The organism is Micromonospora deserti, from assembly GCF_003236335.1.
In the GTDB taxonomy this organism is placed as follows: Bacteria; Actinomycetota; Actinomycetes; order Mycobacteriales; family Micromonosporaceae; genus Micromonospora; species Micromonospora deserti.
The window spans coordinates 1-14,958 of sequence record NZ_POUB01000150.1; the positions used below are offsets into that span (position 1 = coordinate 1).

Consider the following 14,958-nt stretch of genomic DNA (forward strand, 5'->3'; position numbering starts at 1 on the left):
GTGGGGTGCCGAAGGGTCGGGCCGGCCGCTCCGCCTCCCACTCGTCGTCCGCCGCCTCGGCGTGGATCACCCCGCCGCGGGGGTAGGTGGCCGGCACAGTCCGGCCGGGCGCAGGCTCGTCCGCCCCGGTGGACCCCGGCGCGTCGGCCCGGTCCGGTTCTGGCGCCTCGGTGTCGGCCGGCCCGACTCCGGCAGGATCGCGGTCGGCCGGCCAACCGGGGGTCGGGATGGCGTGGGTGGGTCGGGCGGATGACGCAGAGCTCGGGCGGACCTTGCCCGAACCGGTCGGGCTCCCACCGACGCCTGCCGCGCGGTATCCCGTCCGGGCTGCATCAGTGTTCGTGCCGTCCCCGGTTCCGCCTGCGCCGGTCTCCGGCTCGCTCACGGCATCGGACGGGAGGTCCGGGTAGCTCCCGGTCACCGACCCGGCGGGATCGGTGCCGGGCGTGGTCGGCGCGGGGGTGGCCAGGCCCAGCAGCGCCACGCCCATGCAGAGCGCGGCGACCACGACCACGTCGCTGACGTACCGGGGCACGGCGCCGGCCACGTCGCTGTAGATCGAGCCGAGCCGGGTCGCGGCCAGCAGCGCGGTCACCAGGGCCAGGTACGCCCCGAGCAGCACCCACGCGCGCCCGGCCGGCCGGCGCAGCCGTACGGTCGCCACGACCAGGGTCAGGAACACCGCCCAGGCCAGCCAGCGGGCCAGCTCCGGCGGGGCGGTCACCGGGGCGCCGTCGCCCGCCGGCAGCCACCGCCACGGCCCGCCGAGCAGGCCAGGCACCACGGTCGAGCCGAGCAGCTGCCACAGGAACGAGAACACCTCGGCCAGCGAGTCCGGCCGGCGCAGCGAGGACTCGGCACGGGAGAGATAGAGCCCGAGGAAGGCCAGCGAGATGGCGGTGAGCACCGCCCAGGACGGCCAGTACCGGCGGATGGTGTCCAACACCGCGCGGACCGGCGGGCCGCCGACGAAGAGGCAGGCGGTGAGCAGGAAGACCAGCGGCACCACCAGCAGCGCCTTCTCGAAGAAGAGCAGGCCGAACAGCACGGCCAGGGCCAGGGTGACCAGGTGGCGCCGGCGGCCGGTGCGGACGAGCCGTACCTGGGCGCCGACAGCCAGCACCATCGCGAGCTGCATCGGAAGCATATTGACCCCGACCGCCCACCAGGTGGTGGCCTCCAGGGTCAGCGGGCTGAACAGGAAGACCGCCAGCGGCACGAGCAGGGCCCAGCCCGGCCGGACAAGTGTCCGGATCAGGCGGAAGAAGGCGACCGCGAGCACCGCCTGGGCGGTGGCCAGCAGCAGCACGTACGGCCAGTAGGCGAGGCCGGCCCCGCGGGTCACCAGCCAGGTGATCAGCAGCGCCGCTGGCATGAAGTGGTTGTTGTAGAGACCGAGCAGGTAGTCCGGGGTGAGGTCGGACTCCGCCGCCCGGGCAATGAGCACCCAGTCGTCGACCGCGAGGTGGCCCCGGGACGCGAGCTGAGCCCGCCATACCACGCTGACCACCAGCATCGCGATCCCCACGGCTCGTACCGGATCGGCACGCACCCAGCCGCCGAGCCAGCCGTAGTCGTCACGCGGGGCGGTCGCCTCGGACACGGTCGATGCCATGGCGGGAAGACTGCCACACCTGCGATCGGCCGTCCCATCAGGTCAACGGATGGTTCGCCGGCCCCCGGCGGGCGCCGCGTACAGTGGCCGCCACCAGCGCGGCCGGTCGTCGCGCCCGGCAGTGGTGAGGTCGATCAGATGCGCGAACGGCTGGTGCCGCACGCGGTGGCCGCCGCCGTGGCCGCGGTGGTGCTCGCGCCGCTGGCGGGGCCCGGGTACGCGCTCCGTTACGACATGGTTTTCGTGCCCCGGCAGGCGTTGAGCTGGGAGGCGATCGCCCCGGCCTCGGCGTTGCCCCGCGCCGTGCCGCAGGACGCGGTGGTCGCCCTGGCCAGCCAGCTGGTGCCGGGCTGGGCGCTGCAACGGCTGGTGCTGGTGGCGATCCTGTACCTCGCCGCGCTCGGCGCCGCCCGGCTGGTGCCGACCGAACGGGTCGGGGTGCGGGTGGTGGCCGCTCTCGGGTACGCCTGGACGCCGTACCTGGCCGAGCGGCTGCTCATCGGGCAGTGGGGGTTGCTGGTCGCGTACGCCGCGTTGCCCTGGTTGGTGGGGGCGGCGCTCGGGGTGCGGGCGGGCCGGCCGGGCGCGCTGCGCCGGCTGCTGCTCGCCGCGGCGGCCTGCGCGATCACCCCGACCGGCGGGCTGCTCGCCCTGGTCGCGGTCGCGGTGCTGCTGCCGGGCCGGTATCCGCGGGCGGCCCGGTCGACGTCGGTCGCGCTGGGGCTGACCGTGTTGCTCAACGCGCCGTGGGTGGTGGCCGGCCTGCTCAGCTCCGGCACCGGCCGCTCCGATCCGGCCGGGGTGGCCGCCTTCGCCGCCCGCGCGGAGAACTGGGCCGGGCCGCTGGTCGCGCTCGCCGGGACCGGCGGCATCTGGAACGGGCAGACCACGCCGGCCTCCCGGGGTGGGTCGCTGGTGCCGATGGCCACCGCGGTGCTGCTGGCCGTCGCCGGGTACGGCGTACCGCTGCTGCGGCGGCGCTGGCCGGCGGCGCTGGCCGGTCGGTTCGGCCTGCTCGCCGCCGGCTCCTGGCTGGCGGCGGCGGTGGGCGTGCTGCCCGGCGGCGCCGACCTGCTGGGCTGGCTGGTCGCCACCGTGCCCGGGGCCGGGCTGGTCCGGGACGGCCAGAAGCTGCTGGTGCCGTACGCGCTGGCCCTGGCGGTGACCGGGGCGCTCGGCGCGGAACGGCTGGCCGACCGGCTCGCCGCCCGCTACGACACGGCGACCGGCCGGGTGCTGCTGGCCGGCGCGGCGCTGCTGCCGGTGGTGCTCCTGCCCGACCTGGCGTACGGCGGGGCGGGCCGGCTGCGCCCGGTGGACTGGCCGGCGGACTGGGCGACGGTGGCCCGGGTGACGGCGGCGCGGCCCGGCGAGGTGGTCTCCCTGCCGTTCCAGGAGTACCAGCGCTACGCCTGGAACCACGGTCAGGTGGTGATCGACCCGGCGCCCCGATACCTGGCCGTGCCGGTGCTGATCGACGACACCCTGCGGGTGGGCGGGCTGGCGGTGGCCGGCGAGGACCCACGGGCCGCGCGGGTGCGCGAGGTGCTCGCCCGCCGCGCGCCGCTGGCCGCCACGGGGGCGCGGTGGGTGTTGGTGCAGCGGGCGGCGGGGCCGTCTCCCGACCCGGCGACGCTGGCCGGGCTGCGGGTGGTCCACGCCGGAGCGGAGCTGACCCTCTACGAGAACCCGGCCTGGTCGCCGCCGGCCGCGCCGGAGCCCGCTCCGGTGCGGCCGGTGGGGCTGGCCCATCTGCTGGCCGCAACGGTGGTCGCGGGCATCGGTTTTTCGGGCACTGCGCGGGTGGCGCGGCGCGTGGTAGCGTCCCGGCACGCGAGTCCCGCGGAAGGAGAAGGTGGATGAGGAACCTGCCCGCGTTCGTCGCCGTCGGGGTGCTCGGGGTCGTGCTCGGCCTGCTCGGGAGCGTCGGTCTGGCGAATGTGCTCAGCCCGTCCGCCCAGGAGGCCGCCGCCACCGTCCCGGCGAGCGAGCAGGGCACCGAGGCGCCGGTGTACGGCACGCGCTGAACCAAGCGATCGAAGGCGCCCGCCGCGACGGGCGCCTTTTGTCGTGCGCCATGCCCGCCCGGCGCCGCGGGCGTTCCTGGACCGCGCTGTCACCTCCACCGCCTGTCCCGAGTGCGGCGGCACCCGGCTCCGCGCGGGATCAGCCGGCCCGGCCGGTGAGCTGGGCGACCAGCTGGGCGAAGCGGGCACCGGTAGCGGCCCAGGTGAACCGGGATGCGTGCGCCAGTGCCGCCTCGCCCATCGCCTTGCGCCGCACGTCGTCGGCGAGCAGCTCGCGGACGACAGCGGTGAACTCCTCCTCGTCATCGACGAGCAGGCCGGTGTGGGTGTCCACCATCGCCTCGGCGACCCCGCCGGCGTAGCGGAACGCCACGGTCGGGGTGCTCCGGGCGGCGGCCTCGACGATGGTCAGCCCCCAGCCCTCCTTCAGCGAGGGGGTGAGCGCCACCCAGGCGGAGGAGAGCACGGCGTGCTTCTCCTCCTCGCTGATGAAGCCGGTGAACCGCACGTGGTCGGTGATGCCCAGCGACCCGCACAGCTCCCGCAGTGGCGCCTCCCACCAGCCCTGGCCGGCCACCACCAGCTCCAGGTCCGGCAGCTCGTCGACCAGCGCGGCGACGGTGCGCAGCGCGATCTCCACCCGCTTGTGCGGCACCAGCCGGCCGAGCACCAGCAGCGACGGGTGCGGGGTGCGGGGCAGCGGCGGCCCGGTCACCGGGGGCGTGCCGTTGGGCACCACGTCGATCCGGTCCGCGTCCACCCCGAGCTGGGCCAGTTCCGCCCGGCTCGCTTCCGAGACGGTCACGTACCGGCAGCGGCGGTAGAGCCGCACCGCCAGCCACGACTCGATCCACCAGCCGAACCGGGCCATCCACTTGCCGAAGACCACCGGCCACTGCTCGCGGTGCACGTGGTGCACCAGCGCGACCACCGGGCGGCCGGCGTACAGGGGCGCGAAGAACGGCACGCCGTTGCAGACGTCGACGACCAGGTCCGGCCGGCCGAGCCCGCGCCGGCCGAGCGGGCCCAGCCCGAGCCGGCCGGCGAGGCAGGTGAGCGCCGCGCGGGCGTAGACCGTGTGCCGGGAGCCGCGCCGCAGCACGTGTACGCCCTCGGGCGTGGTGCTCGAAGGGCCGGCGTTGCCGTGAGCGGCACAGATCAGAGTCACCTGATTACCGGCAGTGACGAGCTCGGCGGCGATGCGTTCGATGTAGACCTCGGAGCCCCCGCCCTCCGGGTTGGTCGTGTCGCGCCAGTTCAGGAACAGGACGTGGCGCGAGGGGGTGCCGGAGTTGTCCACGCTGCTCCTACCGACGAGTAAGTGAGCACGATCGCGCCACCCTAGGGCGGTCCGGGTCACCTCCGCAATGGGTTGGTTCGGCAGCGACGATCGGCGGGCAGCCCGTCGATCGGGGGTTTGCCGGCGGCGGAAAACCTTGGCAGGGTGTGCAGCGCGACCGCGCACGACGGCCCGCGCCAGGTGGTGCGCAGCCGTCCCGAGGCGGGCGCGACCTGCGGCCGGAGGCGCCGGTGCGGTGACGACGAGGAGGTGACCGGGCGGTGCTGCGCGACGGTTCCGCGACGGCGCGTTACCTCTCCCGCCGGTCACCGGTGGTGCTGCTGAGCGCGGCCCTGGTGCTGCTGCTGCTCGGCTGGGCGACGGTGGCCTACGTCCGGGCCGACCGGGGTGTGCCCGAGTGCCTGGACCGGGTCCGGCTGCGGGTGGCGGCCGCGCCGGTGGTCGCGCCGGCCCTGGACCAGATCGTGCGGGCCAACGTCGGCCGGCAGCCCTGCGTGTCGATCTCGGTGCAGGCGCGGGAGTCCGCCGCCGTCGCCGGGGAACTGGCCAACGCCGCGGACATCGCCGACGCCTGGCTGCCCGAGTCCACGTTCTGGCTGCGCCGGGCCCGCGCCGGCGGTGCCTTCGAGGTGCCCGGCCAGGGCACCTCGGTGGCGAGCACCCCGGTCGTGCTCGCGGTCACCGAGCCGGCCGCGCGCCGGCTGGGCTGGCCAACGAAGCCGCTGACCTGGCGGGCGTTGATCGGCCCGCAGGCCCGCGGCGTTGCCGTGGGGGTGCCGGACCCGGCCGTCGACCCGGCCGGCGTCGGGGCGCTGCTCGGCGTCCGTGCGCTGGCCGCCGGGGAGCGGGAGCCGGCCGGGGCGGTGGCGGCGGTGCTGCGCCGGCTCGCCGGACAGACGTTCAGCCCGGCCGGCGACGGGAGCGGGCTGGCGCCCGGCGCCGGGCCGCCCGACCGGGCGGACGCCGTCGCGGCCAGCGAGCAGGCGGTGCTGGGGCACAACGCGCTGGCCGGCTCCGGCAAGCTGGTCGCCGCGTACCCGGAGGTCGCGGTGCCCGTGCTGGACCTGCCGTACGTGGTGCTGCCGGCCGCGCGGGGCGCGGTCCGGGAGGCGGCGGCGGACTTCCTCGCCACGCTGCTCTCCGCGGCGTCCCGCGACATGCTGACCGGGCACGGCTTCCGCACCACCGCGGGCTTCCCGCCGGCGATGCCCAGGGACGGCCGGCTGCGGGCGGAGCAGCTGCGGCCGACGCCGCTACCCGCCGAGGAGACCGTCACCGAGCTGCTGACCAGTTGGAGCGGGGTGCAGCGCAGTGCCCGGATCCTCACCGTCCTGGACATCTCCGGCTCGATGGCGGCCCGGGTGCCCGGCACCGGAAACACCCGGCTCGACGCCACCGTCAAGGCGGCCCGGGAGGGATCCGGCCTGCTGCTGGACAACAGCGAGCTGGGCATCTGGGTGTTCTCCACCAAGGTCGACGGCGACCGGGACTACCGCGAGATCCTGCCGGTCGCGCCGCTGCACACCCAGCGGGACCTGCTGGCCGAGCGGCTGGCCGCGGTGCGGGTCAAGCCCAAGGGCGGCACCGGCCTGTACGACACGACGCTGGCCGCGTACCGGGACGCCCGGCAGCACTGGACGCCCGGCCGGATCAACCTGGTGCTGGTGATGACCGACGGGCGCAACGAGGACGACGACAGCATCGGCCGGTCGATGTTCTTCGCCGAGCTGGCCGAGCTGCAGGACCCGCGCCGGCCGTTGCCGATCATCTTCATCGGCCTCGGCAAGGACATCGACCCGGACGAACTGGGTGCCATCGCCAAGGCCACCGGCGGGCGGGTCTTCCGCACCGAGCAGCCCGGCGGCATCCGGCAGATCTTCTTCTCCGCGCTGGCCGACCTGAGCTGCCTGCCCCCGGAGTGCCGCCGATGAACCCGCGGCGCCCGCGACTGCCGGGCCAGCGCGGTGGCGGGAAAAGCGCCGGCCCGCCCCCGCCGCTGGCCCGCCGGCTCCTCCGGCCGGTACGCGAGGCGCCCGGCACCGCGCTGTCGCTGCTGCTGCTCACCATGATCGCCTTCGTCCAGCGGCCCGGCCAGGTCACCTTCGACACCAAGCTCGACCTCGCCGCGAACCCGGTGCACTTCATGGCCCGGGCGCTGCACCTGTGGAACCCGGAGGCCACCTCCGGCGAGCTGCAGAACCAGGCGTACGGCTACCTGTTCCCGATGGGTCCGTTCTTCGCCGCCGGTCAACTGCTCGGCGTGCCGCCGTGGATCACGCAGCGGGCCTGGACGGCGCTGCTGCTCGCCGTCGCGTTCTACGGCCTGCTCCGGCTGGCCCGGGCGCTGGGCATCGGCACCGAACCGACCCGGTACGCGGCCGCGCTCGGCTACGCGCTCGCGCCTCGGATGCTCACCGAGATCGGCGCGCTCTCCTCGGAGACGCTCTCCGCGGCGATGCTGCCCTGGGTGCTGCTGCCGCTGGTGCTGGCGCGCCGGATCGGCTCCCCGCGTCGGGCCGCCGCGCTGTCCGCACTGGCCGTGCTCGCCATGGGCGGGATCAACGCCGCCGTGGTGCTGCTCGCCCTGCTGCTGCCCGGGGTCTGGCTGCTCACCCGGCGCTGGGACCGCGAGCACCTGCGGCTGGTCGGCTGGTGGTGCCTCTGCGTGGTGGGGGTCTGCCTCTGGTGGATCGTGCCGCTGCTGCTGCTCGGCGAGTACAGCCTGCCGTTCCTGGACTACATCGAGTCGTCGACCACGACGACCGCCGTCGCCTCGCTCTTCCAGGCGGTGCGCGGCACCAACCAGTGGGTCGCATACATCGTGCAGGGCGACCCGTGGTGGCCGGCGGGCTGGCTGCTGATCGACAACCCGGTGCTGATGACGCTCACCGCGGTGGTGGCGCTGATCGGCCTGGCCGGGCTGGCCGGCAACCTGCTGCCCGAGCGCCGCTTCCTGGTGCTCGGCTTCCTCACCGGGCTGACCCTGCTCACCATGGGCTACGTGGGCAGCCTGGACAGCCCGCTCTCCGCGCAGGTCCGGGATCTGCTCGACGGTCCGCTGGCGCCGTTCCGCAACGTGCACAAGCTGGACCCGGTGCTGCGGCTGCCGCTGATGCTGGGCTTCGCGCACGGCGTCGACGCGTGGGTGACCCGGCTGCACACCGCCGCCGCCCGTCGCCGCCCCGGCCTGCGGCTGCGCCCGCTGGTCTTCGTACCGGTGCTGCTGCTGGTCTTGGGTGCGGCCGCGCCCGCCTGGCTGGGCCAGTTGCGGCCCGGGCCGGGCTGGTCGGACCTGCCGCCGCACTGGCGGGCGGCGGCGACCTGGCTGGCCGAGCGGGACGCGCTGGCCCGCACCCTGGTGGTGCCGGGCTCGGGGTTCGGTCAGTACGAGTGGGGCCGGTCGGTGGACGAGCCGTTGCAGGCGCTGGCCGGTGCGCCCTGGGCGGTGCGCCACCAGGTCCCGCTCGGCTCGGCGGGCAACACCCGGATGATGGACGCCGTCGAGACCGTCCTGGCCTCCGGCCGGGGCTCCACCGGCCTGGCGGACTTCCTCGCCCGGTCCGGCTTCCGGCACCTGCTGCTGCGCAACGACATCGACCGGACGCAGGTGGACGCCCCGCCGGTGGCCGTGCTGCGCCGGGCGTTGACCGCGTCGCCAGGCATCGTGCCGGTGGCGAACTTCGGCACCACCACCGCGTTCGGGCGTACGCCCGGCAGCCCGGTCGACGAGGACGCCGGCCCGCTGCCGGCGGTCGAGGTGTACGAGGTGCGGCGGCCGGTGCCGGTCGCCTCGGCGGTGCTCACCGCCGACGTGCCGACGGTCAGCGGCGGGCCGGAGACGCTGCTGCCGATGCTGGAGCAGGGCGTGGTGGAGCGGGACCGGCCGGTGGTGCTCGCCGGTGACCGGGCCGGGTTCCGGGCCGCGGCCACCGGCGACGAGCGGTGGATCGTCACCGACGGGCTGCGCCGCCGGGAACGCGACATCGGCCGGGTCCGGGACAACCTCAGCCAGACGCTGACCGCGACCGAGGCGGGCCGGCAGGGTCGGGTCGCGCTCGACCTGCTGCCGTTCTCCGGTGCGGAGCACCAGACGGTCGCCACCTACCAGGGAGTCCGCGAGGTGACCGCCTCCACGGCGGCGAGCTTCGTGGCCAACCTCGCCCCCGCCGACCCGTCCCATCTGCCGTTCGCGGCGGTCGACGGCGAGTACGCCACCGCCTGGCACTCGGCGCCGCTGGTCGGGCCGGTGGGCCAGTGGCTCCAGGTCGACCTGGACACCCCCCGCGAGGTCGACCAGGTGTCCCTGGCCTTCGTCGACGACCTCGGGGTGGGTTGGCCGGTGACCCGGTTCCGGCTCACCACCGACCGGGGGGCGGTCGACCACGAGGTGGCCCGGACGCTGGGCGCCCACTCGTACTACACGCTGCCCGGGTCCACCAGCCGGATCCGGATCACCGTGCTGGCGGTCGCCGGCAACCGGGTCGACGGCGGGGTCGGTATCCGGGAACTGTCCATCCCGGGCACCACGCCCCGCCGGGCGCTGCGTACCCCCACCGACCTGCCCGACGGCTTCCTCGGGCCGGTCGCCTGGTCGTTCAGCCGCGGACCGGCCGACCGGCCCGCATGCTTCCCGGCCGACGCGCCCGGCGACGGCTCGGGCGCGGTGCCGGCGGGCGGCGGCACCCGGCCAGCCGGGACGGTGATCCGGTGCGACCGGTTCCTGGCCCGGGTGGGCGAGGAACCGGTCGGCCTGGACCGGCTGTTCCGCAGCCCGACCGCGGGGCCGTACCGGTTGGCGCTCACCGCCGTGTCGCGCCCGGGCGGGCGGCTGACGCTGACCAAGGTGCCGGTGACTGCCACCGCGTCGTCGTACCTGGCCGGCGACCCGGCGGTGGCCGCGTACGCGGCGGTGGACGGGGATCCGGGGACGGCCTGGCTGGCCGACGCCGGTGACCTGCGCCCTACCCTGCGGCTGGGCTGGTCGGGGCAGCGCCGGATAGCCGAGCTGCGGTTGCGGGCCGCGGACCTGCCGGTCGGCTCGCTGCCGGAGCAGGTCGAGGTCCGCACTCCCGGCCGCACCCGGCTGGTGCCGGTCGGCGCGGACGGCGTGGTCCGGTTCCCGGCCGTGCGTACGGACCGGATCGAGATCGTGGTGCGGGAGGCCGCCGAGCGGGTGGCCGACCGGCGCGGCAACGGCTGGACCGCCACGCCGGGCATCGCCGAGGTGGAGATCCCCGCGCTGGCCGACCTGCTCCGCCCGGTCACCGGCGACACCCCGGTCGCCGAGCGGTGCGGGTCGGGGCCGGCCGTCGAACTGGACGGGTTCCGCTACGACACCGCGGTCGAGGCCACCCTCGCCGACGTGCTCACCGGCCGGCCGGTGCCGGTCACCCTCTGCGGCGAGGCCGGCGCGGTGGTCGAGCTGCCGGCCGGCGGGCACCGTCTGGCGACGTCGCCATCGGCCGGCTTCATCGTGCAGGACGCGTCGCTGCGCCCGGAGGGCTCCGTCGCGGCGCCCCGGCACCGGGAGGTGACCGTGCTCGACTGGGCACCGACCGACCGGCGGGTGCGGGTGGCGGCCGGCGGGGAGGCGCTGCTGGTGGTGCCGGAGAACGCCAACGCCGGCTGGACGGCCACCCTGGACGGCCGCGCCCTGACCGCCGCCCGGGTCGACGGCTGGCAGCAGGCGTGGGTGCTGCCGGCCGGGGCGGCCGGGGAGGTCCGGCTGGTCTTCGCCCCCGACCGGACGTATCGGGGCGGGCTGGCGGTCGGCGCGCTGACCGCGCTCGGGGTGCTGCTGGTGGCCGCCCTGCCGGTGCGCCGACGTCCCGTGATCGGCCCGGAGCTTGCCGCCGAGGCGCCGGGCTGGGCGATCGGCGCCCTGCTGGTGGTGCTGCTGGCCGCCCTGGGCGGGGTGCTGCCGGTGGCCATCGTGCTGGCGGCGATGCTGCTGCGGCAGTTCGCCCGCCGGGCGCTGCCGGTGGTGGTGTTCGGTGGGATCAGCGTCGCCACGGTGACCGCCGTGGCGGGGCGGTTGCAGGGCCACGGTCAGGAGTGGGCGTACGGGCCGTGGGTGCAGGGGGCGATGCTGGTCGCGGTCGGCGCGGTGGTCGCCGCGGTGGTCCCGGTCCCGGGCGCCCCGCCGGCCGCCGCACCGCCGGCGGACCACGCACCCGGGTCACCCGTGGCGGTTCCCCCGGTGCCCCGCCCGCGAAGCGGCGGCGCCGACCGGGATGATGTGACGCCGGGCACGGACGGCGAGCGGGCGGGCGGTGCCTCGGCCGCGGATCGGGACGAGGACGGGACGGTGGCGCGATGAGCGCAGCACAGGACGGCGTCGGCGCACGGGCGGCCCGGCGCCGGTTCGCCACGCTGGGCCGCTCGGTGGCCCTCTTCCGGGCCTTCCTGGTCGAGCAGACCGACCCGGACCACTTCTACGGCTTGCTCGCCGACGACTCGGTACGCCAGGTGTCCGGCTACACCCCGCTCGCCGGCCGGACCGTGCTCGACGTCGGCGGCGGCCCCGGCTACTTCGCGTCGGCCTTCCGCGCGGCCGGGGCCCGGTACGTCGGCCTCGACCCGGACGTGGGTGACTTCTCGGCCGCCGGCGATTCGGTCGCCGGGATGCTGCGGGGCAGCGGCACGGCTCTGCCGGTGCGCACGGCCAGTGTGGACGTGGCCTTCTCGTCCAACGTGTTGGAGCACGTCTCCGAGCCGACCCGGATGCTCGACGAGATGGTCCGGGTGACCCGCCCGGGCGGGTTGCTCTTCGTGTCGTACACGCCCTGGCTCTCCCCGTGGGGCGGGCACGAGACGGCGCCGTGGCACTGGCTCGGCGGGGACCGCGCCCGGCGGCGCTACGAGCGGCGCACCGGCCGGCCGCCGAAGAACCGGTACCGCGAGACGCTCTTCCCGATCTCGATCTCCCACACTCTGCGCTGGACCCGGGGCAACGACGCGGTCGAGGTGCTGGACGCGGTGCCGCGATACCACCCGTGGTGGGGTCGGTGGGTGATCCGGGTGCCCGGACTGCGGGAGGTGGTGGCCTGGAACTTCCTGCTGGTGCTGCGCCGCACGTCCGCCCCACCGCCCGGTGGGGCGGAAAAAACAGAGCTGACCGGGGGTCGCGTTGCTATGTGACCAAGTAGTAACCTCGCGGCCACATCTCTGACCGACAGCGGCGACAATCAATTAGCTCCTCCAGGGAGGAAACATGAAGCACCGCGCCATAGGTGCCGTGCTGTTCGGCGGCGGCGTTCTGCTCCTGGCACTGGCCGCCGGACTGGTGTTCGTCGTCAAGCCCGCGTTGACCAAGCTGCCCTACGACCTGGCCGCCTCGACTTCGGTCGCCGAGGCCAAGGGGGCGACCTTCCTCCAGATCACCAACGGCGAAATCAAGATCGACGAGGCTGATCTGAAGTCGACGGTCCTCGTCTCGCCGGACGCGAAGACCACCGGGACGCTCTCCGGCGACCTCGACGGCAAGGCCGTGGTGTGGAAGGTGGGTCAGACCGTCGACCGGACGGACACCAAGGAACTGGTGGGCGCGTACGGTGCCGCGCTCGCCCTGGACCGGGTCTCCGGCGCCGCGCTGCCCTGGGGCGACCAGTACCTCGACGACACCGGGACGCGCGAGGACGTAGAGTTCTCCGGCCAGATCTACAAGTTCCCGTTCAACACTGAGAAGAAGACCTACCAGATCTTCGACCGTGACCTGCGGGACGTCCGGCCGGCCGAGTTCAAGGGCACCGAGACGATCGAGGGCATCGAGGCGTACCGGTTCGAGCAGGTGATCACGGAGGAGAAGCTGAACCTGGCGGAGGACCGAGTCGGGCTGCTGCTCGGCAAGTTCGCGCTGGGTGCGACCAGCGGCGAGGTGGTCTACAGCAACAACCGGACGGTGTGGGTGGACCCGGTGACCGGCTCGTACCTCAAGGTGCGCGAGGTGCAGCGCAAGACCCTGGTGCCGAACGTCGGCTCGCCGACCACGCTGCTGGACGCCGACTTCGCGTACAACGAGGAGACCATCAAGGCTTCCGCGGACCGGGCCCGGCAGAGTCGGGAGAGCCTCACCCTGCTCGGCGTGTACGCCCCGATCGGCCTGGCGCTGCTGGGCCTGGTGCTGGTCGCGGCCGCCCTCCTGGTGGCCCGCCGCGGCGCGGCCCAGCCGGCCGCCGAGGCCCGACCCCGGGTGGACTCGGACCAGACCCGGGTGGACCAGCCGGCGGTGGGCGACGACACCGCCGAGCAGCGGACCGCACGAGACCCTGAGGGTGGCCCGTTGACCGACGAGATTCCGCCGGCCTCGACCAACTGGAAGAGTGACGAGCCGTCGGTGCCCAGCCAGCGTCCGGCCCCGGGCGAGGTGGAGCAGCGCTGACCGCGCGACAACCGTGAGCACCACCGAGGGGCGGGCCGGGACCGGTCCACCCCTCGGTGTCTGCGGGGCTACTCGCCGCGTTCGTTACTAAATCGTAATCCATCGATGGCTTGGCCACTCACCGTCACCAACGGCGCCCGCCGTATCCCCTTTGGAGGCTTTGCTGGGTGAGATGCGACGGGTCAGCCGACACCGTCGGTGACATCCCGGCCCTGGGTCGCCAATCCGGTGTTACCGCCGGGTAATCAGGGTCTTGTGACCTGCGCCTCACGGGCGCACCATCATCGACACGTTCGTTACCCACTGGTAACAGTTGGCGCGGCCCGGTGCGGGGCCGCCACCTCCGCCGGCCGTTCACCGCGCGCCGCCCACCCCGAGGAGGAATCCGTGCAGAATCGGTTCGACAATCCGGGTCGCACCCGATGGCGGCGGTTCGCCGCCCTGATGGTCCCGGCGACCGCCGTCGCCGGCACGATCGTCTTCGGTATGTCCAACGGCGCCATCGCGGCGTCGTTCGCCGTGTCGGGGGAGACCTTCAAGGTCTCCGCCTCCGAACTCAACGGCGAGGGCTTCGTCCAGTACGGCAGGATCGCCGAGGAGGCCGACGGCACGAAGCACCCGGTGGCGGTCTCGGGCATCCGCAACGCCCGGCTCCACAACCTCTGCCAGTCGGTCAAGCCGAAGGGCACCCCGGTGGTGCTCACCATCCGGGCCGGCGGCGGTGGCACCCCCGTCCGGGCGAGCGACCTGCTGATCGACATGGACTCGCTCGAGGGCGACGCCGAGTTCAAGAACATCAACATCGGGCAGGACGCCGCCACCCTGGACGCCGGCCCGAAGGGCGCGGTGGGCGAGAAGAAGAGCTTCGGGCAGCAGTCCGACACGGTGACCATCAAGAACCTGCGCCAGGTGGCCCGCTCCACGCACGCCGGGACCTTCACCCTGACCGGGCTGAAGCTGAAGGTCAGCGTCGGCGCGGACGCCAAGGAGTGCTTCTGAGCCCACCTCAGGGGCCCGCGGAGGGCACGCTCCCCGGGCCCGTCCCCGCTCCCGTCCCGTCAGCTCCCGCCAGGAGGCGTACGTGACAACCGCCGACCCGCAACACGCCCGGCCCGGCCGGTTCCGCGAGGCGTGGCGCGGATTTCGCCGCTGGCGGTGGGCCCGACCGTTCTGGGGTGGCCTGCTGACCGCACTGGCCGGCCTGGAGATCTTCGGCACCACCCAGATGTCCCTGAGCGGCCTCTCCTTCCAGATGGGGCCGACCGGCTTCCTGTCCTGGCTGATCCCCACCATCCTGGTGGCCTGCGGGCTGCTGATGTGGTTCAGCCCCCAGCAGCGGATGTTCTACGCCGTCGTCGCCTCGGTGACCGCGCTCTTCTCGCTGATCGGGGTCAACCTCGGCGGGTTCTTCCTCGGGTTGCTGCTGGGCCTGGTCGGCGGTGCCCTCGGCTTCGCCTGGGCGCCGGGCACCCGGTCCGGCAGCGCTGACGCGCCACCGCCGCGCGATCCGAGCCTGCTCGCCGTGCTGCTGGTGGCGGCCGGGCTCGCCGCGACCGTGGCGCTCGCCGTGCCGGCTCCCGCGCCGGTGCTCGCCGCGCCTCCCGCCCCGGCGCCGGTGCTCGCCGCGCTCCCGGCC

General features: G+C 74.8%; 8 protein-coding genes and 2 pseudogenes. 8 read left to right on the forward strand and 2 right to left on the reverse strand.

The window, feature by feature from the left end:
- A pseudogene (locus C1I99_RS19980) lies at nt 1-1,615 on the reverse strand (hypothetical protein); the annotation flags it as partial.
- A gap of 138 nt (nt 1,616-1,753) precedes the next feature.
- Here C1I99_RS19980 and C1I99_RS19985 point away from each other — a divergent pair.
- Both C1I99_RS19985 and C1I99_RS19990 read left to right on the forward strand, forming a co-directional pair.
- Nucleotides 1,754-3,478, forward strand: a complete 1,725-nt coding sequence (locus tag C1I99_RS19985; RefSeq protein ID WP_111135747.1) for an MmpA family trehalose lipid delivery protein — start codon at nt 1,754-1,756, stop codon at nt 3,476-3,478.
- Nucleotides 3,475-3,642 (forward strand): DUF2613 domain-containing protein, encoded by a 168-nt coding sequence (locus C1I99_RS19990; RefSeq protein WP_111135748.1) that lies wholly within the window; start codon nt 3,475-3,477, stop codon nt 3,640-3,642. The genes C1I99_RS19985 and C1I99_RS19990 overlap by 4 nt, the downstream gene beginning before the upstream one ends.
- A gap of 139 nt (nt 3,643-3,781) precedes the next feature.
- Here the strand turns inward: C1I99_RS19990 and C1I99_RS19995 are convergent, their stop codons facing one another.
- Nucleotides 3,782-4,942, reverse strand: coding sequence for a glycosyltransferase family 4 protein (locus tag C1I99_RS19995; RefSeq protein ID WP_111135749.1), 1,161 nt, complete (start codon nt 4,940-4,942; stop codon nt 3,782-3,784).
- A 260-nt stretch (nt 4,943-5,202) separates the two neighbouring features.
- Between C1I99_RS19995 and C1I99_RS20000 the strand changes: the two genes are divergently transcribed.
- The 6 genes and pseudogenes from C1I99_RS20000 to C1I99_RS20030 form a co-directional block, all read left to right on the forward strand.
- The gene (locus tag C1I99_RS20000; protein ID WP_111135750.1) at nt 5,203-6,873 is read left to right on the forward strand and encodes a substrate-binding and VWA domain-containing protein; all 1,671 of its coding nucleotides are present in this window, start codon (nt 5,203-5,205) and stop codon (nt 6,871-6,873) included.
- Nucleotides 6,870-11,261, forward strand: coding sequence for an alpha-(1->3)-arabinofuranosyltransferase (locus C1I99_RS34615; protein ID WP_267897501.1), 4,392 nt, complete (start codon nt 6,870-6,872; stop codon nt 11,259-11,261). The genes C1I99_RS20000 and C1I99_RS34615 overlap by 4 nt, the downstream gene beginning before the upstream one ends.
- Nucleotides 11,258-12,082, forward strand: a complete 825-nt coding sequence (locus C1I99_RS20015) for a class I SAM-dependent methyltransferase (RefSeq protein ID WP_111135751.1) — start codon at nt 11,258-11,260, stop codon at nt 12,080-12,082. The genes C1I99_RS34615 and C1I99_RS20015 overlap by 4 nt, the downstream gene beginning before the upstream one ends.
- 73 nt (nt 12,083-12,155) lie before the next feature.
- A complete protein-coding gene (gene pgfA, locus C1I99_RS20020) occupies nt 12,156-13,322 on the forward strand; it encodes a cell envelope lipid trafficking protein PgfA (RefSeq protein WP_111135752.1) in 1,167 nt (388 codons plus the stop codon).
- 387 nt (nt 13,323-13,709) lie between these two features.
- Entirely contained in the window at nt 13,710-14,321 is a 612-nt protein-coding gene (locus C1I99_RS20025; protein WP_111135753.1) for a DUF6230 family protein, read from the forward strand.
- A 54-nt stretch (nt 14,322-14,375) separates the two neighbouring features.
- A pseudogene (locus C1I99_RS20030) lies at nt 14,376-14,958 on the forward strand (DUF6114 domain-containing protein); the annotation flags it as partial.